This window comes from Xenorhabdus ehlersii, from assembly GCF_003610465.1.
Lineage (GTDB): Bacteria > Pseudomonadota > Gammaproteobacteria > Enterobacterales > Enterobacteriaceae > Xenorhabdus > Xenorhabdus ehlersii.
This window is the reverse complement of sequence record NZ_RAQI01000002.1, coordinates 25221-49178: the sequence shown is the minus strand read 5'-3', so window position 1 is coordinate 49178 and position 23958 is coordinate 25221. Positions and strand designations below refer to the sequence as shown.

At 46.6% G+C, this 23958-nt stretch carries 7 protein-coding genes; 5 read left to right on the top strand and 2 right to left on the bottom strand.

The window, feature by feature from the left end:
- The first annotated feature begins 20 nt into the window (after positions 1-20).
- Genes BDE27_RS06075 through BDE27_RS20165 form a run of 5 tightly spaced genes read left to right on the top strand, consistent with a single transcriptional unit; the run spans position 21 to position 22807 of the window.
- Entirely contained in the window at positions 21-6137 is a 6117-nt protein-coding gene (locus tag BDE27_RS06075; protein WP_099132335.1) for a non-ribosomal peptide synthetase, read from the top strand.
- Positions 6134-17977 carry a hybrid non-ribosomal peptide synthetase/type I polyketide synthase gene (locus tag BDE27_RS06070; protein WP_099132334.1) on the top strand — a complete coding sequence of 3948 codons (11844 nt, stop codon included), beginning with the start codon at positions 6134-6136 and terminating at the stop codon, positions 17975-17977. Before BDE27_RS06075 ends, BDE27_RS06070 begins: the two co-directional genes overlap by 4 nt.
- Complete coding sequence (locus tag BDE27_RS06065; RefSeq protein ID WP_099132333.1) at positions 17974-19071, top strand: Gfo/Idh/MocA family oxidoreductase; 1098 nt, start codon at positions 17974-17976, stop codon at positions 19069-19071. Before BDE27_RS06070 ends, BDE27_RS06065 begins: the two co-directional genes overlap by 4 nt.
- 26 nt (positions 19072-19097) lie before the next feature.
- Positions 19098-19874 carry a thioesterase II family protein gene (locus BDE27_RS06060; RefSeq protein WP_099132439.1) on the top strand — a complete coding sequence of 259 codons (777 nt, stop codon included), beginning with the start codon at positions 19098-19100 and terminating at the stop codon, positions 19872-19874.
- Positions 19875-19909: 35 nt separating this feature from the next.
- Positions 19910-22807: a salicylate synthase gene (locus BDE27_RS20165; protein WP_338066696.1), complete on the top strand. Its 2898-nt coding sequence runs from the start codon at positions 19910-19912 to the stop codon at positions 22805-22807.
- A gap of 68 nt (positions 22808-22875) precedes the next feature.
- Here BDE27_RS20165 and BDE27_RS06050 read toward each other — a convergent pair whose 3' ends face one another.
- Together BDE27_RS06050 and BDE27_RS06045 are read right to left on the bottom strand one after the other, a co-directional pair.
- The gene (locus BDE27_RS06050) at positions 22876-23166 is read right to left on the bottom strand and encodes a putative hemolysin (protein ID WP_099132331.1); all 291 of its coding nucleotides are present in this window, start codon (positions 23164-23166) and stop codon (positions 22876-22878) included.
- A gap of 36 nt (positions 23167-23202) precedes the next feature.
- A complete protein-coding gene (locus tag BDE27_RS06045; protein ID WP_099132330.1) occupies positions 23203-23535 on the bottom strand; it encodes a DMT family transporter in 333 nt (110 codons plus the stop codon).
- Positions 23536-23958 lie beyond the last annotated feature (423 nt).

Below are 23958 nucleotides of genomic sequence, written 5' to 3'. Positions count from 1 at the left end.
TCATTTTATAGGATTTACTCATGCACACGGACCTTCTCTCTCCTGATTCGCTGCGCCAGCTTATCGCTGACCTGTTTAATCAAAAAAATATTTTGGTGGGCGATCATGACGATTTAATTCGCAATGGGCTGGATTCAATGCAAATCATGGCATTGCTAAACCAGTTTAGACGTCAGGGACATCGTGTCACTCTGCGCGAACTTTACCAAAAGCCAACGCTACATGCCTGGAGTCAGCTTCTGCAACGCCATGCCCCTGTCACCCAAACAGCACCCCAAAATACACCGCCACAGCCACGGATTGCTGATGCCCGCCCATTCCCTTTAACGGCAGTACAGCATGCTTATTTTGTTGGGCGTTCACCGGAGCAAACGTTGGGAGGAGTGGGTTGTCATCTGTACCAGGAGTTTGATGGTATTGGGCTGGATCCTGAACGACTGGAAGCGGCTATTCACATGCTGATCCAACGGCATCCGATGTTGCGTGTACGTTTTTTGCCGGATGGTCGTCAGCAAGGCATAACCAACGCTTACTGGAAAAAATTAACGGTTCACAATCTCCGTCATCATTCAGTTGATGAACAGCACCAAGCGCTGGACAGCATACGTAACCAACTAAGCCATCGCGTATTACGGGTTGAAGAAGGAGAAACGTTTGATATTCAACTTAGCCTGTTTGGTGATAATCAACATCGGCTACATGCCAATATCGATCTGCTGATCATGGATGCCGCCAGTTTTAGTCTGTTCTTTACCGAACTGGCGGCATTAATTGCCAAACGCAGCCTACCCGCTATTGCTTCTGACTATGATTTTTGCAGTTATCTCACACAATATCAGGCTCAATTTAAGCAAGCCCGACAGGAAGCAGAGGTATTCTGGCGTAACCGATTAGATACTTTGCCACTTGCCCCCCAGCTTCCTTTGGCCAGGGATCCTTCCCTAATAAAAAATGTTCAGGTTCAGCGCAGATGTTTTCACTTATCGCCTGAACATTGGGAACGTTTTAAGCAACTCGCGCAACAAAATGGTGTTACGCCAACGATGGCATTAGCAACAGCATTTGCCGCTTTATTGTGTCGCTGGAGTAATTCAACACGCTTGTTGTTCAACCTGACGCTATTTGACAGAACTCCGCTGCATAACGCGGTTGACAACATTCTGGCCGATTTTACCAATATTCTGCTGTTGGACATCCCTGGCGATAATTTACCGTTCTGCCAACTGGCTCAGGATGCACAAGCAACATTTACCGAAGCTTACGAACACCGTCATTGGTCTGGTGTAGAAGTTCTGCGTGAGCTCAAGAAGCAAGGCAACCACCCACATGGCGCGCCAATTGTGTTTACCAGCAATTTAGGCCGGCCTTTATATGGTGAGAATACCCGTGATGTCCTGGGAAAACCAAGTTGGGGAATATCACAAACACCTCAGGTATGGCTGGATTTCGTTGCCTTTGAACATGAAAACACCCTGAATATTCAGTGGGATAGCAACGACGAACTTTTCCCTGACGGTTTGATGGATACTCTATTCACTACCTATCAGAAATTGATTGAGAACCTGACGGCAAACGCGACACAATGGCACGAAAAGTTACCGGATCTGATGCCTGAGTCGCAATACCGTCTGCGACACCAAATTAATAACACAGTTGAACCGTTACCCACTGCCTTGTTGCATGAGGCAGTGTTTACACAAGCAGAACGCACCCCAAATGCTATCGCTTTAATTACTCATCATGAACAAATAAGTTATGGCGAACTCAGCCTGGCAGCCCGCCGATTAGCCGCCGTACTGCAAAAAATGCCGGTTATACCGGGAGATCGCGTCGCCATTAGCATGGAAAAAGGCATCGGACAAATTGTCGCTGTACTCGCTGTACTTTATGCTGGCGGTGTTTATGTTCCGGTTCCCGTGGATCAGCCACTAGGCCGACGTCGGGCTATCTGTGAAAGTGCCGGAATCAATGTCGTTATCATTGATCCTAAGCAGCAGAATACTTGGTCACAGGATATACATTGCATTTCTTGGCATCAGGATGAGCAATTACTGCCCTTAACTCACATGGCTAAGCGCGCAGTGACTGATCCGGCTTATATCATTTATACCTCTGGTTCAACCGGAATGCCAAAAGGTGTGGTGATTAGCCACCAAAGCGCATTGAATACCTGTCTGGACATCAATCGCCGTCATCAAGTTCAAAGTCATGACCGTTTACTGGCACTCTCTGCCCTGCATTTCGACCTCTCTGTTTATGACATTTTTGGCATTCTCAGTGCAGGAGGAGCGCTGGTATTCATTAATGAAGCACAACGCCGCGATCCATCCACCTGGGAAATGCTGATCGAGCGCCATCACATTACGTTATGGAACAGTGTACCGGCACTGTTCGATATGTTGCTAACCTATTGTGAAGGAATGGAAGTTGATGCACCGAAAACGCTTCGTACTGTGATGTTATCCGGAGATTGGATCGGTTTGTCGCTGCCTGAACGTTACCGTGCGTTCAATCCCGATGGCGTATTAAGTGCAATGGGAGGCGCAACAGAAGCGGCTATCTGGTCAAATGAATATATTGTTAAGGAAGTTGACGAACAGTGGCGCTCTATCCCTTATGGTTATCCTCTCGCTAATCAGCGTTACCGTATAGTCGGTGAAGATGGCCGTGATTGCCCTGACTGGGTTGTCGGTGAACTTTGGATTGGTGGTGCCGGTGTAGCGCTAGGCTATTTTAATGATGAAGAACGCACGGCAGCCCAATTTGTCATTGATCAAGGAGAACGTTGGTATCGCACTGGTGATCTGGGTTGTTATCACCCCGAAGGCTGGCTCGAATTTATGGGGCGCCGTGATAGCCAGGTGAAAATTGGTGGTTACCGAATTGAACTGGGAGAAATTGATGCTGCCCTCAATCAAGTAACCGGTATCAGTAAAGGCGTTGCCTTAACCCATGGTGAAAAAGAGAAATCCCTGGTGGCATTTCTGGAGTTGGAAGGCGATACTTTGTGCCAACGCATAAATCGTGCGCCACAATTACCAACAAACTATCGTGATCTGTTCCCTGCAATGCAGGCTATAACCGATAACAATCATAAACATGATGACGAAGTTGCGCTATTTCTGCTTGAACACCTGTCTCGTTACGGCATTACATTTATTTCACCTCAATCGCTCTCCGATTGTCTGAAACACTATCAAGCTGAGCCGGAATACCATCTCTGGTTTGCCCGGATGCTGGCGTATCTTTGCCGATGCAATTTATTGGCTGAACCTGCACATCATGTCTATCAGTCTGTATTGCCATCCACCGCATACAATAATGAAGCAAAATGCGTTCCTGCACGCTGGCATTCTACGTTGCGTAATATTCTTACCGGACAACAGACAGCCGTCACATTACTTGATGATCCGCAATTCGCACCGGAACAACAGCTCTTTGCCCAACCAGAAACCCAGCAATGGTTGGCAGGATTGAAACACGTCATCCTTGCCCTTTCCCAGCGGTTACAACGCCCCGTTACTTTGATGGAGTTCGATGCCCGCAGTGGTCTCTGCGCTCAATGGCTGGCAGAACATATTACTGACCAACATCTGTCTTATATCGGCTTTGAACGTTCTCAGGCCCTGATTAATCAGATGCAAACAAGGTTAAGTGGCTATACTCATGCATCAGTACACTATTGGTCTGAGAAAAATAAACCTGAATCGCTACAGTATCAGGCAGATATCATCCTGTTAAACAATGTATTACACCGCGAGGAAGACCCAACAAGTTGCATCAAAGCATTGCTTCCACTGGCACAACCGGGTGCGTTGGTATTAGCAATGGAGTTGCAACAAGCATCCTCTATCTCCCTGATTACGACTGAGTTGCTCTCACCTCAAGGTATTCAGTTACGCTCTGCGTCAGAGTGGTTATCTCTTCTTCCATTGCAAACGGAAACTCCGGTTACCATCGGTAATCTGAGTGTGTTGTTGATGCAAACAAGTGACAACGTCACCAAGCCTGATCGGGAAAAAATTAAATCCGCTCTGGCACAACATTTGCCAGGATATATGATCCCACAGCGCTTACACGTTATTCCGCGTCTGCCTCTAACACCTAACGGCAAAATTGACCGCAAGGCACTGTCACAATCTCTTCAGTTCGCCACAAAAACAGACACAGCGACGTCTCAGCCTGAAATGACTCTGCTAAATACGGTGGAACAAACCGTTGCCGATATTTGGCAACGCCTGCTGAATACTGAGCAATTGGGCCGTAACAGCGACTTTTTCCAACTTGGCGGTGACAGTCTTTTAGCTACTCGTTTGATTGGTGAACTAACACAACAAGGCTTCAAAGGCGAACATGGTCATCTTTTCCGTAACCCGCAATTGGCGGCGTTTGCTTCAACACTGACTTCTTTGTCCACAACTTCATCAAAAGCCTATTCCATACCGGAAGAGCAAGATGAATATCAGCCTTTCCCATTAACTGAAGTTCAGCAAGCTTATCTGGTCGGACGCCATGCTGGTTTTGCTCTGAGTGGCATTGGTGCACATTTCTTTATCGAATACCGGATAGAACAGTTAGATGTTCAGCGCCTGAATCGAGTGTTAAATCGTTTGATCCAACGTCATCCTATGCTGAGGACTGTTGTGATTAATGGGCAACAACAGATATTGCAAGATGTTCCCGTCTTCTCTGTTAAACAACACCGATTTGCTGATATTACTGAGGCAGACACCTTACGCGAACGTCTGTCACATCAAGTATTGGATGTCAGTCGCTGGCCGGTGTTCGATTTCCAACTTGCACAAGACAACAGCCTTGTCTCCCGACTATTTGTCAGCCTGGATAACCTGCTATTAGACGGATTAAGTATGCAGATATTGCTGGCTGAATTAGAGCAGCTATATCTCAACGAACAGCACGCATTACCACCACTGAACGTGACATTCCGGGATTGTGTGTTACGCCAGCAACAAATGCCAGTACACCAGAATTCATTGCAATACTGGCAAGAGCAAGTGAAGACACTACCACTGGCTCCGCAATTACCATTGCGTATTGCACCAGAACGTGTTCAATCTCCGCATTTTGTGCGTTATAGCGATCGGTTATCTGCACATGAATGGGATCAATTAAAACAACAGGCTGCCTCCCAGCAAATAACGCCTTCTGCGCTCTTGATTGCCGCTTATGCAGCCGTTCTGTCCGCATTCAGTACCAAACCGGAGTTAACTCTTAATCTTACCCTGTTCGATCGCCCACACTGGCATGAGGACATTAAACATATTCTGGGTGATTTCACTTCACTGTCACTACTGGCTTGGCATCCGAAGAAAAATTGGTTATCAAGTGCCCGTCAGCTGCAACAACAGCTATGGCAAGATCTGGATCACCGCCATATTTCAGCGATCAGAGTGATGCGTGAACTAGCACAGCGCCGTGGTCCCGATGCTGCCGTTATGCCAGTCGTTTTCACCAGTGCGTTGGGAACCCATGAAGGACAGTTCCTTTCACGTTCATCATGGATGAAACCGGTTTGGGGTATCTCGCAAACGCCACAAATCTGGCTGGATCATCAGGTTTACGAATCTGACGATGAACTTTGCCTGAACTGGGATGCAGTCGAAGAATTATTTGCGCCACATCAGTTGCAAAGCATGTTCAACAGCTATATGGCGCTATTGCGCACCCTTGCTGTACAACCGGAAAGCTGGCATTCAGAGTTGGAGCAACTGATGCCACGTCAGCAAAGCGTGAAAGGTACAGATAATCCTGCGGTGACTATTGCATCATCACCGCGCTTAGAAGGATCCGAACCGCAAGTATGCAGTGAAACATGCAATGAAATTCAACACCTGTTTTTATCTGTAACCAATCATCCGATACATGCACAACAAAACTTCTTTGAGGCAGGAGCCAGCTCACTACAGCTAATCCAACTGCATAACAAATTACAACATGCAGGTTTCCAGCATCTTGCTGTTACTGATTTATTCGCTTATCCAACACCAAAGACGCTCAGTTTGCGTTGCCGAAAAGAGGCTCAAAACGGAAATAGCCAGTCAATTACCCTTCGTCAACGTCAACAACAAAAGCGTCTGCAACAACGGGAAAAACGTCATAAAGGAGCTGTACAATGACTAATTTAGCGCCTCACTACGATAATTGTGATCCCATCGCAGTGATTGGTCTTGCCTGCCGTTTTCCGCAGGCACCAGATAGCGATACGTTTTGGCATAACCTGCAACATGGCGTTGAGTGTACAACGTCACTGTCCCGTCAAACATTATTGGATGCGGGTATTCCTCCTGAAGTCATTGATAGTGAAAACTTTGTTAATCAGGCTGCAATACTGGAGAACGCGGAACAATTTGACGCCACGCTGTTTGGTTATTCGCGTCAGGAAGCAGAAATGCTCGATCCTCAGCAGCGTCTATTCCTGCAAACAGCCTGGCATGCGCTTGAACATGCCGGTTATGCACCGCGCCATGTCCCCCTGAAAACCGGTGTCTTCGGGAGCAGCCGGATCAGTACCTGGCCTTCATGGTCACAGTTTGCCATGACCGATGTTGGCAAGGTTAAAGGGTTACAGGCGTTAATGAGTAACGATAAAGATTATCTTGCGACTCGTACCGCCTATAAATTAAATCTGAAAGGTCCTGCACTCACCGTCCAAACGGCCTGTTCAAGTTCACTGGTTGCCGTGCATATGGCTTGCGAGAACCTGCGTTCAGGTGAGTGTGACATGGCCTTAGCCGGTGGTGTGGCGGTTTCTTTCCCACAAGAAAGCGGTTACTTGTATCAACCAGGGATGATCTTTTCACCTGATGGGCATTGTCGTCCCTTTGATAGTCAAGCAAATGGCACCTATGGCGGCAATGGTGTTGGTGTTGTCGCACTGAAACGTCTGAGTGATGCCTTACGCGATGGCGATCCCATCATGGCCGTGTTACGTGGCAGTGCAATTAATAACGATGGCAACGAAAAAGTTGGCTTTACTGCACCTTCAGTGAATGGTCAACGCCGTGTTATTAGCGAAGCATTACAACTGGCAGATGTCAGCATTGATGATGTCGGCATGATTGAAGCACATGGCACGGGGACACCCCTTGGTGATCCCATAGAAGTTGACGCGTTACGCACTGTATTTTCTGAGCGTAGTGTGTCAGTACCGCCTTGTTACCTTGGCTCAGTGAAAAGCAACATCGGCCATCTCGATACTGCCGCAGGCATTGCCAGTTTGATCAAAGCGGTTCTGTCCGTTTGGCATGGTTACATTCCTCCAACGATCAATGTACAACAACCCAATCCGGCATTACGGCTGCAAGAAAGCCCATTCAGACTGGCAACACAAGGACAACATTGGACGCAAGAATTGCGTACCGCCGGTGTTTCTTCATTCGGTATTGGCGGCACCAACTGTCATATTGTGGTGCAATCATTGCCAACAGAATTACATCGTCGCCACGTTAATCATTCACCAACAGCGCCGTTGCTGCTCTCTGCTGCTTCTGAATCCTCATTACGTCAATTGGCGCAACGCTACGCGACGGCACTCAATAATGCCCCAGAACATTATGCCGATCTGGCCTGGACTACATTGCAGGGACGTGATCTTTCCCTGCCCTGGCGCTTAGCGCTGACAATATCACCACAAGATATTGAGAAAAATACTGCCAGCCTATCCGCTTTTGCGGACAATATGCCAACACCAAACATTTTTAGCGGGCAAGCCAAGAGCGAAAACAAGCAACTGTGGCAATTCAGTGGTCAGGGGTGTCAATGGTCTGGCATGGGAAAAGCCATGTATGCGAGTTCTCCGGTTTTCTCCGCCATGTTAGATCGTTGCTGTGCGGCCTGTGCTTCCGAATTAGCACTGCCACTAAAAGCAGTCATGTTCGGAGAACATGATGCCGCATTATCGACCACCGAATATGCACAACCGGCTATTGTGGCACATCAAATTGCGTTGGCAGCGCATTGGCGTGCACTTGGGCTAAAACCCGATTATGTACTGGGGCATTCCGTCGGTGAATTCGCGGCTGCCGTTATTGCCGGCATCTTCACACCTGAACAGGTAATGCCACTGGTCGCAGTACGAGGCAAACTAATGCAAAGCTGTTCCCAAGGGGGAGCAATGCTGGCGGTCTTTGCCAACGAAGATGATATTCTTCCTTTTACCCATTCACTGGCATTGGATCTGGCGGTTTGCAATGGCCCGCAACACTGGGTTTGGGCCGGTACAGAGGCAGAAATTGATATCCTGGCACAACGTCTGGAACAGCAGCAGATTCGTTGCCAGCGCCTTAATGTTGCCTGTGCAGCACATTCCGTCATGCTTGAGCCTGTTCTGGAAACATTTTCCCTGTATTGCCGTCGGTTACAACCTGCATCAGGAGAAATTCCGCTAATTTCCACCTTAACAGCCAATCTTGCAGATTATGAGCAATTAGGTTCACCAGATTACTGGTGTCACCATATGCGCCACACTGTTCGTTATCATCAAGCCATTGAATTTGCCCGCCAACAAGGTGTTACATTGTTCATGGAGTTTGGGGCTGATGCACAGCTAACAGGGATCGGACGACGTGTCAGTCTGCCGCAGGAAACCTGGGTTGCGAGTGTATATCGTCAAGGCTCCCCAGAGGCAGCTCAGCAAACGGCTCTCATGCAACTTTATTGTGCCGGTGCACATCTTGATTGGCCGCCTCTTTTCCCGTTCACCGGAGTAAAATGCCATGCGCCACTCTATCCATTTGATGAGCAGCATTACAGTTTCTCTGTAACCGGATTACCTATAAATAAAACCGAGCAACCTTTAGCCAATATCCACGCTGAGCTTGATGTTAATTCCCTGCTCGATCCGGCCATTGAACAAAATCCCGATGCGCTAATATTGCGGGCATTGTATACCGACGCATTGATATATCAATGTCATGGACGTGATGCTGAACAAGGTTTCAGTGCCATCGACACGATTCGGGCTGGTCGGCTACAACCCTGCTGGCGTCCTTTGCTGGAACAGTTATTAATCCACTGTGTTCAGCAAGGTTATTACCAGGAGGTTTCCGGTCCAACGGTAAGTAAAATATATCGTCCTTACCGTGCCTTGCCTTATGCTAAACGCCGGTTATTGGAAGCGAGTTTATTCGCAACTTTTCCGGCACTGATCTATGCTGGCGAGCGTTTATTCGCTCTGTTGAGTGATCGTGCTGATCTGCCTCGTCAATCAGTGGTATCTCAATCGATGACAAAAGCATGGCTTCCTGCACCACAACCATGCCCTGATACTCATTATGTCTTGCATTGGCGCACAATAAACACCACAGATACACAGAAATCTTCAACGACCTATACTCTTCGCACCTCAACAGAAAATGACGAGATAATTAATCATTGGCGTCAGGCAGGAATTCATTTACAGCCTGAAAGCGAAAATACGTTATTACTGCTTGAAGGCAATGATATTACTGAATTATGTGATCAAGTTATTCGTGAACTAAAACGCGATGAAACAACACCTTTAACCGTCGTAACCTGCGGCGCCCAACCAGAATCCACCTTATTAAAAGAGGATATCAACCCCGCTCAATACGCTATCTGGGCGTTACTGCGTGTCGCGGTTGAAGAGTACTCCCATCGTCGCATCCAGGCGATTGATATCGCTGATATCAACGATACTGACGCTGTATCATTAGCGCTTGGCTATCTGGATACACAAAATCATGAACGCCATTCTGGATACAATCGCTGGCTGAGAGTGCGCGGAAATCAAATCGCTGTACCTGTTTTACAGCGCCAGTCATTACCCTTATCACAGCAGCCGATACTCATTCCTCATCAGGGTTGGCACATTATTACGGGGGGTATGGGCGGTATCGGTCGCATTTCCATCCGTTGGTTGCTAGCCCAAGGTGCACGTAAGATCGCCGTGTTTGCCCGCCGCAAAAAGGCAGATTGGGATACTTTTGTGCAAGCATTGTCACTGAATAGCGAATGTGAAATACGTTGGATTAACCTTGATGTCACTGATACACCAGCCTTGCTAAATGCAGTGCAATCGCTGGCACAAGAGGATTGTATTGCTGGCGCGATCCATACCGCAGGCATTGCTGACCATACCCCACTGGCAAAACTTGAGCGTCAACACCTGTCACAGGTATTAACCGTCAAAGCGCACAGCGCATCGGCGTTGCAAGCTGCGCTCCAACAGCATAATGCACAATATCTGCTGCTTCACGCTTCTGCCGCATCAATGTTAGGTGCCCAAGGGCAAGGTGCTTATGCAGTCGCCAACGCTTGTTTGGAATCTTTAGCGCTGACAGCACCAAATCAATTGATGGTTAAAACATGGGTTTGGGGGGTTTGGGGTGGCATTGGTATGGCCAGCGACCGACGATTAGTGGAAAAGCTAGCGCAAGATGGCATGTTACCATTCAGTACAAATGAAGGTATCTGGCATCTCAATCAATCTCTGTACACCACATCACCTTGCTATCTGGCAATGCGGTTAGATGATCATCATCCTGATATTATGCGACGCCTACAGGCTGATGTTCCCAATATAGCCGTTCCCAATATAGTCGTTGCGAAATCGACATCTTCACTTTCTACCGATAACACGCTGTTTCAGGACAGTGAACAACGGCTTAACTGGTTGCGTCAGCGTGTCGCAACATTATTGCGTCTGGAACAGCCGGAACGTTTAGAGCCACAACAAGATTTATTGCAATTTGGTTTGGATTCCCTGCTATTTCTGGAGTTGAACGCGGCCATCCACCAACAATTTGGCTTTAGATTAACCGCTGGATTGGCTTATCAAAATATGACGCTAGAGGGGCTTAATACACTCGTTGGGAATGCCCTGCCTGAACAACCTGTTGTCTCTTCCCAACCTGAGATGATTGTTGACAGTTCCCAGCGTCACACACCATTTCCCCTGACACCCATTCAGCACGCTTACTGGATTGGTCGTACACAGGCCATTGATTTTGGTGGTGTCGCTTGTCACGTCTTATTTGAATGGGATCTGGCTCTGGATAGTTTTGATATCCCGCGTTTTGAGCAGGCATGGAATGCGTTGATTCAACGTCATGGCATGTTACGCATGATAGTAGATGAAGATGGGCAACAAAGGATTTTGCCGGAAACGCCGTGGTATGTTCTATCTCAGGATGATTTGCGGACACTGAATAATACGGCCTGCGAACAGGCTTTGGCTCAGCGTCGTCATACCCTCTCCTACCAAGTACCACCAGCAGAACAGTGGCCGCTGTTTGAAGTCTCTGTATCACTGCTACCGAATGAACGCTGTCGCTTACATATGAACCTGGATCTGTTGCAGTTTGATGTACAGAGTTTCCGGATCATGATGGACGATCTACAACTTGCTTATCATCAACAACCTCTGGCCCCACAAGCATTTACTTTCCGCGATTATGTGATGGCAGAACAAGCGCAACGTGAAAGTAAAGAGTGGCGGGCATCATGGGCATACTGGCAGGAACAACTCCTTTCATTACCTCCGGCGCCAAGATTACCGTTGAATCCACAACTGCCACAACGTAACCAGCCACAATTCACGACTTATGAAGGTCGCTTGGCACAATCTGACTGGCAACGTCTTAAACAAGGCTGGAAAAAATGGGGAGTAACACCTTCCGCTGGCCTGTTGACGCTGTTTGCCCATACCCTTGAATGGTACAGCCGTCATCCACTATTTACTCTCAACCTGACATTCTTTAATCGGCAACCTTTCCATCCAGAAGTGCAAGAACTGATTGGTGATTTTACCTCGGTTATGTTGATGGATTTTGATTTACGCAAGACAACGTCCCTACGTGCCAGCATGGAAAAAACGCAGGCTTTGCTCTGGCAACGGTTGAGCCATAGTCATGTTAATGGCGTCGAAGTATTGCGGGAACTTGGCCGCCAACAAAATGGCGAAACCCAAAACAGGCAGCCGCTGACACCGGTCGTTTTCACCAGTATGTTAGGGATGACACAAGAAGGTGTTGCTATCAAACAATCCATCACCCAATTACTGGGCGATCCGGTCTTTGTTCTGAGCCAGACGCCGCAAGTCTGGTTAGATCATCAGGTTATGGAAGTCGATGGTGATCTGCTGTTCAACTGGTATTGCATGAATGATGTGCTAGAGGCAGGTGTCATTGAGTCACTGTTTGCCGCTTATAACGCGTTGTTAATGCAAATTTGCCACCAGCCTGAACGTATGGAGTATTATGACCTTCATACGCCGCCGACTACTTACATGCGTTATGATTTCTGGCCGCAACACCCTGAATTACATCAAGCCGAACAATATCTGCGTGCTAAGCCTGAAATACGGCTGGCAGAAATTCAGCCACGTCAGGACGATACTCAAGGTTACAACCTATGGTTGGTTGCAGAAGATAATTTGTCATTATCACTGCCAGAACCACGAGTTATCAACACTGATACCTTACCGCTACCGACCTTGGCAGAACAACAAGTGTTTGAGCGCTCTTGGCAACATATTGAGCAACAGGCATTATTTGGCCTGAGCCAGACTTTACTGCGCCATAACTTATTCACTGCTGTACAACAATATCACTCTCGTGAAGAGATTGAACAACGCTTACAACTGGCACCACAGTATCAACGCCTGCTTACCCAATGGCTGACCTTATTCAATAACCAGGGATTTATTGAAAAAACCGCTGACGGATACCGCTGTCTGCAACCGCTTAATCATGTTCCGGCCCCTACAGCAAAACTGGATAATGCAGTGTGGTGTCAAACCATCAGTCGTTATGTCACAACCTGTATCGAACAACATAACACCCTGCTTGCCGGACGTGGCAATGCATTGGAACTGCTGTTCGCCGATAAACAAATCACAGCCAGCCTCTACAGTGAGAATCCCGCATTACGTTGCCTGAACCAGGCTGCTGCTGAAATTGTTCGGCAATTGAGCCAGACATCCGAACATTTCGCTGTACTGGAAGTTGGTGCAGGAACCGGAGCAACCTCACAGAAGGTACTGGCACACAATGCACAGGCCATTCAAAGCTACCACTTTACTGATGTTTCACCGCTATTCCTGGATGATGCACGCCAGTTACTCAGTCACTACGACGAAACCGTAAAATTTGCCCTGTTCGATATTAACCAGCGTATTGATTTTAGCCAGCACCCAGAATCCGGTTATGACCTGATTATGGCAGTTAACGTATTACATGATGCAATCCATCTGAAAAATACCCTGCGACGCCTGTCTCGGTTACTGAAAACCGGGGGATGGTTGCTGATTATTGAATCAACCAAACGCGAAAGTGCCATGCAACTCGCCAGCGTCGGATTTATTGAAGGTATTAACGCCTGGGTTGATGATCGCGGTGACAGTAATAGTGCATTGATGGAACTTGCGGACTGGCGGAAGTGCCTGACGCAATCCGGTTATCGGGTTTCATTGGAATGGCCGGGACAAAACGGGCCAGAACTGCATCAACAACTGATCCTGGCACGGGCTGAACAACAAGCGCGGCTTAATATCAGTGAAATAGCAGCACAATTTTCCACCTTGCCTTACTCATTGCATATTCAACAGCAAGAGCAATTACCGTTGATAGCGACAGCGAAAGAGAACATAGCACAACCGTTAATCACGGAAACTGAGCAACCAGAAACAGAAAATGATCAATTTCATGATATTGAACAACAAGTCATTGCTCTCTGGAGTTCACTGCTGCCTCAGTCAATACAGCGTCACAGTGACTTTTTCCAAAGTGGCGGTGACAGCCTGATTGCCACCCGAATGGTGGTGCAACTACGTCGCCAAGGTTACGAACAAGCAAATCTGCAACAGCTCTTCGAACACCCTAAGTTGAGTGAATTTTGCCGTACTCTGCGGGTCGCCGAGACCAGTTCAACGACACTTGCGATACCGCATCAAACTGAACCGGCATCCGAGCAAATTTTGCCACTTACTGCGCTGCAATACGCTTATTGGTTGGGAGAAAGCCAACTGTTCCAATTTGGTAACGGTATCGCTCATTTCTATGCTGAACTGGCTATCAATGGGCTTGATCTGCCTCGTTTTACCGCCGCCTGGAACCGTGTAATAAATCATCATGCGCAATTACGCGGTTATATGAAGGATGGGCAATATCATATTTTGCCGGAGGTTCCCTGCTATACACCAACAATCATTGATTGTCGTGACATGATGTCAAATGAACGCGAAGTACAACTGAATCATGCCCGCGACACGCTACGTACTCAAGGCGTTCCCAGCGATAACTGGCCGCTGTTTGATTTAACCCTGTACCATACCGATGATCGGGCGCATTTATTGCATTTAACTATCGACCTGTTAGTCGCGGATGGTAAGAGTCTGACGTTAATCTTGCGCGATTTACACCATTGGTATCAGGAACCTAGCTGGCAACCAGAGCCACCGGCAGCAACCATTGGCGACTATATTCAGGCACTGGAGAATGAGAAAACGGGAGAAGCCTGGCAACAAAGCCGGCAATACTGGCTTGATCGCTTACCTTCGTTGCCTGATGCTCCGGTGTTACCACTGCAAGATCACCAGTCACAGCAACTCGATCAACAGTGCCTGACCGGATATATCAGCCCACAACAATGGCAGCGTTTACAACAGCGTGCAGCAGAATACCGAGTATCGCCTTCACAAGTGATGCTAACCCTATTTGCCCAAGTTTTATCTGTGTGGAGCAACAACGAGCATTTTACAATCAATGTTCTGCATGGTAACCGCCTGTTAATGCCACAATATTGCGATATATTAGTCGGCAATCTGTCTACCACATCCTTGCTGGAAGTGGATCTACGCAATATCACCGGTTTCAGTGATGCTATAAGCCGGATACAACGGCAATGGCTGGCCGATCTTCAACATGCGCTGTTTGACGGACAATTGGTACTCAGGGAGAAAAATCAACACCGCCACAACCTAAACGCCGGTATGCCGATTGTATTCAACGATACAACCGGTACAGCAGGCAAAGGGCCATCAGGGTTGGGAACACTCAATCTCTTTGGTGCGCAAACTCCCCATGTTTATCTCGACTGTATGTTAATTTCCGGCGCAGAAGGTGGTGTCACCATACAATGGGCGATCTTGCCACAACTGTTCCAACCCCAAGTTGCAGAAAACATGTTTGCCCATTATCAAGCTTGTGTTGTTGCTGTGCTCGAACCGAATTACCAATGGAGCACTCCGCTTCCTGACTGGCTGCCAACAAATGATCGCGCTTTATGCCAGAACAGTAATGCGACAAAAAACGTTTTTCCATCACACACCCTTTGCTCACTAATTGAACAATCAGTCAATCGTTATCCCCAACGTACCGCTGTGGTCGATACCTCTCGTCAGATCGACTATCGCACTTTATGGTCACAAAGCCTGACGCTGGCGGCTCATCTGCAAGCACAGGAAAATCAGGCTTCATCCCTGATTGGTGTGGTAATGGAAAAAGGCTGGGAACAGGTTGTCGCAGTTATTGCGATTTTATTAGCAGGACGGGCTTATCTGCCTATTGATGCCAGTTATCCGCAACAGCGGATCCATCAGCTATTGGCATCAGGAGAAGTGAATACCGTACTGACGCAACCTAAGTTTGCTCAACAGATGAGTTGGCCTGAACATGTACACCTCATCTCTCTGGATGAGACATTGCTTAATAACTTACCCGTAACCGAAGAGCAACATTTATCTGTACGCCCAGAAGATTTAGCCTATGTTATCTTCACCTCCGGCTCCACCGGAAAACCAAAAGGCGTAATGATAGACCATCAGAGCGCAGCCAACACTATTCTGGATATTAACCAACGCATTGCACTCAATGAGCACGATAGCGTGCTGGCAATATCAGAGTTAACATTCGATCTTTCCGTTTATGACCTCTTCGGCACGTTGAGCGGTGGGGCAAAACTGGTTATTCCTGCTCCTGGTGACACTCGGCAGCCTGACAAACTACTGACATGGTTACAACAAGAATCGGTTACTGTTTGGAACTCCGTACCTGCATTTGTGCAACTGCTTGAAGAGTATGCTCGCAGTTATCCTCATTCCCTGAATAGCCTGCGCTGGGTATTGATGAGTGGTGATTGGATACCACCCCATTTGCCAACAAAATTGTATGCCCTTCACCCTGTGCTTAACCTGCTCAGTTTGGGTGGCGCAACTGAAGCATCAATATGGTCTATTGCTTATCCTATCGCCCACGTCGATCCTAATTGGCGCAGCATTCCCTATGGCAAGCCCTTGGCTAATCAGGCTTTCTATGTGCTTAATTCAGCACTGTCACCTTGTCCGGTCTGGGTAACTGGCGAGCTTTATATTGGCGGACAAGGACTCGCATTAGGTTATTGGGCTGATGCAGAAAAAACGGAACAAGCATTTATCATCCATCCCCAAACAGGTGAGCGGCTTTACCGCACAGGTGATTTAGGTCGCTGGCGCCCAGACGGTAATATTGAATTTTTGGGGCGCAATGATCACCAGATTAAAATTCGTGGCTACCGGATTGAACTGGGGGAAATCGAGCATCGCTTATGTGAACACCCTGATATACAACAAGCGATAGTATTTGCACATACAACGTCAAACGGTGCATTGCAACTCGTCGCAGGCTTACGTTTGACCGATACTGCGCCAGTATCTACCGAACTGTTACCGATATTACCTCATTGGTTGCAGCAAACCTTGCCAGTTTGGATGTGCCCACAGCGATTTATTATTCTCGATACAATACCCGTATCTGACAACGGTAAAATCGACAAACGTACATTGATTACTCTGGTTGAAAAAGCGCCAGAAGGTGATGCAATACCATCGGTGACTCTCAGCGCGACAGGACAAACAGTACTAAACCTTTGGGAATCAGTACTAGAGCAACAAAATATTAACGTGCATGAGAGTTTCTTTACCCTTGGTGGGGATTCTCTGGCAGCGGTGCGATTAATGGTGCAAATCAATCAGACATTTAATCGCCAATACCCACTCAGCCTGTTGCAGGCTTACGATACCGTACATTCATTGGCAGAATTTATTGAGCATCAACCAGAAAATGCTTACCAAAGCGTGATACTGAACAAGGGAAACATTGAACAATCTACTTTAAAACAATCTACCTTAGAACAATTTACCTTAGAACAATCTACCTTAGAACAATCAGCCTTGTTTATCGTCCATCCAATTGGTGGGCATCTGTTGGGATATCGTCATTTAGCAGCCAATTGGGGTGTCCAACGCATGATTGGCCTGGCATTTTCGCCAGAGAGCATGAACACCGACAAACCTTCTGTCGGTGAGCTGGCTGCTGATTACATCGGCCAAATCCGCAACTTCCAACCTAAAGGACCTTACGCGCTGGCAGGCTGGTCTTTTGGCGGATTAGTAGCCTATGAAATGGCTCATCAATTACGCGCTGCCGGTGAAAATGTTTCCCATTGCATCCTGATTGATAGTTTCGCGCCGAATGTGCGCACGGATCTGACGCTGGATAATGCATTCTGTCATCGTCATTTCCTGCTCGATTTACAGGGACAATTCCCTGGGCTGGAACTGGATAACAGTGTTATCGCAGCAAACACTGAAACCTTCCTGCAAGCGCTACACAAAGCCTTACCGCAATCTGCACAGATTGATAGCTCACTGACTGAGCTTTATGCCGTATGGCAGCATAATCTGCGGGCATTGCTTGACTATTGTCCACCACAGACTTCACAACCTTTCTGCCTTATCCGGGCAAGGCAGGCATTGCCTGATTTTATGGATTACCTTGATCCAACAACAATCACCTCAACTGATCTTGGTTGGCAGGCTTTTGGGCCAGTCAATGTGACACAACTTGATGGTGATCATTACAGCCTATTCCAACACAAATATGTCGGCTCTCTGGTTGCGTGTCTGAAAAACATCCTGAGTTCAGTCCCAACTGTTAAGCCTGTTAAGGAGAACATATGATAAAGCCACGGCGGGTTCTGATTGTCGGTTCGAAATTTGGCGAACTGTATCTTAATGCGTTTCTACAGTCTCAGTCAGATCTGGAACTGGTCGGGATCTTAGCGCAAGGAAGCCCTCGTTCACAGCAGCTTGCCCGCGATTTCAATGTGCCCCTATTCCGCTCACTGGATGAATTGCCGGATGATATCGATATTGCCTGTGTGGTCATACGTGCAGAAGTAATTGGTGGCAAAGGCGACCAATTAACCCAAGCATTATTGGCACGTGGTATTTCTGTCATTCAGGAGCACCCTCTTGATGCAGAAGCGATCAAAAGACACCAGTCAACAGCTAACAAGCATAACGTTATGTTTTGGGTAAACAGCTTTTACAGCCAATGCCATGCTGGCAGAAGTTGGTTACATGCAGCTCATCAAATCAATAAATTATCACAACAACGTCCAGTAAGTGGCTATCTGACAACCAGCCGCCAATTGCTCTTTTCCGCACTTGATCTGTTGTTACAGGCCTGTCATTGCCCGGAACAGATTGAGATAACCTATGTGGACCAGCGGAGTAGCGCATTTCATTGCTTTGAACTCAGCTTTGCGGGAACAACAATAACGTTAGACATTCAATCCTATCTGGACCCCAGAGATCCCGATATGCATAACCTGGTTATGCATAAAATGACGCTGATCTGGCCGGCCGGTTATCTTACGCAGGAAGCCAGCTATGGACCGGTTATCTGGACACCGGTTCTTCATGCGCCAGATCATCTAAATAATGAACAAAGCCTTTACCTGAATGCTGGCCAGCCGGAAGGCGCTTATCTGCATCAGGCAACATCACATGTTCTTTGTCCGGCAACTCAAAACTGGATGACAGCATTTGAATGTGATGGTGCCGAAGGTGTGGCATTGCTACTAAATACCTTGAGTTCGGTATTGAATGGCGCACTTTGCCCCCCTGCTTTTAGCTACGACTACCAATTGCGGCTGGCAGGCTTGTGGCAACAAATTTTACGTATGATGGGAGAGCCTGTTACTCAGGATTTACAATCCCCAGTCTGGATTGATCCAGCTCAATTGATGCTAACCAAGGAAGTATGCTGATGACGTGGGAACTTCCTGTACATCCGATGATTCGTCCATGCTTGACGACTCACAGCAAACCTAAATATACGCTGCTAATCTGCCCCTTTGCCGGGGGCAGTACCAGTGCATTTCGGAACTGGTCCACATTGGAAGATTCAGGTATTGCCGTTTCCCTGGTGATTTACCCCGGACGGGACAGCCGTATGAATGAACATGCTGTTACCAGCATTACGCCATTGGCTCAGTCACTCGCTGATGTGATCAGATCATTGACTCCCGCACAGAGAGAAAACCTGATACTGGCCGGCCACAGTATGGGAGCTCAGGTCGCTTTTGAAACCTGCCGACACCTTGAACAACATAACTGTGCCCCCAAGGCACTAGTACTTTCGGGATGTCATGCCCCCCACCTTCAATCCCACCGCCAACTGAGTGGATTGCCTGATCATGAATTCATTGAACAACTGATTGATATCGGTGGTTGCAGCCCGATTTTACAAGAAGATCCTGAACTACTTGCACTGTTTTTACCCATGTTACGGGCCGATTTTTTTGCTACAGAGCACTATTACCACGCTATTCAGCCTGATTCAGTAAAACTACAAACACCCACATTGTTGCTTTATGGCAACGCAGACAAAGAGGCTTCCGCTCTGGAAGTTCAGCAATGGCATCATTGGCTTGCAAGTGATAAGCAAAATCTTGCTTATTGCTGCCAAGAGATTACCGGCGATCATTTTTACATTACACAAAAACCACAGAATTTTATTCGTCACGTTACCCAATTTATGCAATATGTTTATTCAAAGGAGTTCGCATAATGGCACCTTTTTCTATCCCAGAGAAAACACTTACTATGACGCCAAACTATCTTTGGAATGGCAAAACCCTGGATCAGCAACTTGCCGGATGGTCCAGTATCTGGGGAGATAAAACTGCGTTGATTTATCAAGAGCAGCGGCTAACTTACCATGAACTCCATCAATCAGCGGAAAGGCTAGCGAGCGGATTGTATCATCGTGGAATACGCCGTGGTGATAACGTTATGGTACAGCTACCTAACCGTATCTCCTTTGTTGTCACCTGTTTTGCCTTGTTTAGGCTAGGGGCTCATCCAGTATTATTAATGCCTACCCAACGGGCACATGATGTTCATGCGCTTTGCCAGATTGCACGTCCGGTGGCTTATATTATTCCTGATTGTATCCACGGTTTTGACTATCGAAAAATGGCGCGGGAAATTGCAGCATCTTGTGACGAACTTAAACATATTATTGTGGACGGAGAGGCAGAAGAATTTATCCCATTCGCCTCCATTGAGGAGGAACCGCTCAATATTTCTGGTCCAGGTTATGGCGATATTGCCGTACTTTTGCTTTCCGGCGGAACGACAGGCACACCAAAATTAATTCCGCGTACTCACGATGCCTATGCCTATGATTTTGTGCTCTCCGCCCGTCTGTGCTCAGTAAATACTGAAAGCGTCTATTTAGCGGTATTGCCTGTTGCACATAACTTTACTTTAGGCAGCCCCGGGATTCTTGGCACCCTTTCTCAGGGAGGATGTGTACTCCTCAGTGATACAGCTAGTTGTGATGAAGCCATGCCATTGATCGAGCAGCATAAAGTGACACATTTAGCATTAGTACCGGCTCTTGCACGGCTCTGGGAACAAGCTCGTGACTGGGAACAAAGCGACCTTTCATCCCTGCGCTGCTTACAAGTCGGTGGTGGCCGGCTCACACCGGAACTGGCAGAGCAGGTCATGGCACGTCTTGGTCCTTTGCAGCAAGTATTTGGTACAGCGGAAGGATTACTTTGCTATACCCGACTAGACGACCCTTATGACGTTATCATTAATACCCAAGGGCGCCCATTGTCAGAAGAGGATGAGATCAAACTTGTTGATATCAATTTGCAACCTGTTGCATCTGGTGAAGTAGGTGAACTGATTACACGAGGTCCTTACACCATTACAGGATATTACCGTGCTGAACAGCACAATACCGTCGCTTTCACCACGGATGGATTCTACCGCACAGGCGATTTGGTTCGCATCAGACCAGATGGCAACCTGATCGTTGAAGGACGGATTAAAGAGCAGATTAACCGCAGCGGTGAAAAAATTTCAACGCTAGAAGTTGAAACATTATTACTGCAACATCCAGATATTGATGACGCCGTTGTGATCGCTGTCCCGGACGAATTACTGGGTGAACGCATTTGCGCTTGCCTGCCAAAGAGCATCAACCAACCCGATCCTGCACAAATGCAAGCATTCTTGCATCAAGAAGGTGTTCAGCGTCATAAAATCCCTGACCAATGGTTATTTGTGGCGTATTGGCCATTAACCGCGGTAGGAAAAATCAACAAACGCCAGTTAGTACAAATGGCCCAGGCAGAAAATAACAGCCTCATGCAGCAATATCGTGAACAGACGATTGCGATTACCAGCAATCCGTTAGATCTGGTTACCCACTTGCTTGCTGATAATGATGCACAACCTTGTACGCTCTATGAAATAAAAGGTGAATGGTCATTGGGAATAGGCTGCGCCGCAACCATAAGTGCAGATGCATCGGGACAATTGATTGATTCACAAGGTCATCATCATCCATACGATATCAATACACTCAGCCAAAAACTTGAGCAAGTACTCAACGCTGTTCCGATTAAAGACTGGCGTGCTTATGGCAAAACATTATTTGAATTTTCCCATATGACGTATGGGATATCATTAGAACAACAAAATGAAGCGTTAATAAAAATTACTATTCCACAGCATGAATTACGCATAACTCAAGGACAGGTTCTGATACGAACACTGGAAGAAGCGCAAATATCCATATTGAGCGAGAAAGTCAAGCGCGCTGATCAATTAGGCACACCGATTTTCCCATACACAAAAGAGATGGAAATTATCAACACAGCAGACGCGGCAAAAAATTATCAAGACAACGTTGCAAATGCGGTTAAGGATATTGCCACAGATCACTACCAAAAAGTGATCCTGTCACGCCGGGTTGATCTTGGTTCAAATATTGATATTACACACAGTTACTGGCTGGGCCGTCAGGCTAACACACCTGCCCGCTCTTTCTTCTTACGTGATGGAGATTTCTCTGCTTACGGTTTCAGTCCAGAAACCGTCGTTGAGGCCGAGGGTTCGGGTTGGGTTAATACCCAACCGTTGGCTGGCACCAGAGCATTGACACATGACAAGCAGCAAGATCAGAAATTGCGAGCCGATTTACTTTCTGATCCGAAAGAAATTTCCGAACACGCTGTTTCGGTCAAACTTGCATTAGAAGAATTAGCGCCGATTTGTCAGCCAGAAACGCTTTGTGTATCAGAATTTATGGCTATTCGTGAACGTGGTTCGGTACAACATTTGGCATCACGAGTCAAAGGGTTACTACAAACAGACAAAAATCGCTGGGATGCATTCATTGCCTTATTCCCGGCAGTCACCGCTTCAGGGATACCGAAAAAACCTGCTTTACAAGCTATTTCTCGATATGAAGATGAACCTCGTCGGCTTTATAGTGGTTGTGTCATGCTCTTGGATAGCACAGGTAAACTGGATGCCGCGCTGGTATTACGCTCTCTCTACCAGCATAAAGAACGCTGTTGGCTCCAGGCCGGTGCCGGATTGGTCAGAGATTCAAGGCCAGAAAGAGAATGGCAGGAAACTTGTGAAAAACTTGAGTGCATTATGAAATATATTCGCCCTTATGCTGACAAAAAAGACTAAAAGCTTATTGGGATAGGTAGTCATCATACTTTCGGGGAAAACCAGAATGATATCTGGTTTTCCCTACATTAAAAGGATGTACACCCACCATCTAACAAAGCCTGTTCATTACAACGACGACCATTCGCCAATTGGCAAACAGGAATTTGATGACCATTCAATTGCTTGGTTAATGCCGGAATTCCCCCTGCATCAGAGCAACTTTCACTGGCATCTTTACTCAGATAAATACCCAAATCAGAATATTGATAATGTTTGTATCGGCTTGATGAAGTATCTGCTTGATGCCCGCTGCAACCTGCTAATATAGCACCTACCAGCAACAACATGACAAGGATAACTCCCCGCTTTAACAGCATATTTTCTCCAGTTTAACTATCGGATTAGGATATAGATCAATGCCCTGCACTTTTGGAAAGCAAATTGATGACTAAAACACCTGCAATAATAAGAAGAATACCGATAATTGCCGGTAAATCCAATTTTTGCTGGTATAAAAATATACCTGCAATAGAGACTAAAACGATACCAAGGCAAGACCAAACGGCATAAGCAATCCCCAAAGGCATCACTTTTACAACTTGTGATAACGCCCAAAATGATAAACAATATCCCATCACCACAACAATAGACGGCACTAATCGGGTGAAGCCATCGGCAGTTTTTAACATTGTTGTCGCTATCACTTCAGACAAAATCGCGATAAACAAATAACCCCATACATTCATATTACTCACCAAGCCAAAGTTTTATAAGACAGATCAAATTTCAAAAAAACCGCTTAATCTACCATAAGTTAAAATACAATACATTAACGAAATGAGGTGTTTTTTCTTTATGAAAAAGAATAATAATAAGGGAAAAAAGCATAAATCCGGCAGAGAATTATTCAATAAAATAAAAATGATTATTCCATTAATCTATCCACATGTATCAATATTATTTCCACCCATAAAAATCACCTTAAATAATTTATCATAAAAATGACTTAAAGAAATTATTCACTCCAATATAAAAAAGAACAGGAAATTATTTTTTGCGATAAAAAACACTATAATAGCAATTTAAATACCAACAGGTAACCATAAATAAACTAAACCAGATCGCATTATATCCATAGAAAATTAAAAAACATAACCATAACAAATAAA

What these genes read in the sequence shown, in the direction of transcription:
- BDE27_RS06070 (WP_099132334.1), top strand. Translation starts at nt 6,134, where the DNA reads ATGACTAATTTAGCGCCTCACTACGATAATTGTGATCCCATCGCAGTG.
- BDE27_RS06050 (WP_099132331.1), bottom strand. Translation starts at nt 23,166, where the DNA reads ATGCTGTTAAAGCGGGGAGTTATCCTTGTCATGTTGTTGCTGGTAGGT.
- BDE27_RS06060 (WP_099132439.1), top strand. Translation starts at nt 19,098, where the DNA reads ATGATTCGTCCATGCTTGACGACTCACAGCAAACCTAAATATACGCTG.
- BDE27_RS06075 (WP_099132335.1), top strand. Translation starts at nt 21, where the DNA reads ATGCACACGGACCTTCTCTCTCCTGATTCGCTGCGCCAGCTTATCGCT.
- BDE27_RS20165 (WP_338066696.1), top strand. Translation starts at nt 19,910, where the DNA reads ATGACGCCAAACTATCTTTGGAATGGCAAAACCCTGGATCAGCAACTT.
- BDE27_RS06045 (WP_099132330.1), bottom strand. Translation starts at nt 23,535, where the DNA reads ATGAATGTATGGGGTTATTTGTTTATCGCGATTTTGTCTGAAGTGATA.
- BDE27_RS06065 (WP_099132333.1), top strand. Translation starts at nt 17,974, where the DNA reads ATGATAAAGCCACGGCGGGTTCTGATTGTCGGTTCGAAATTTGGCGAA.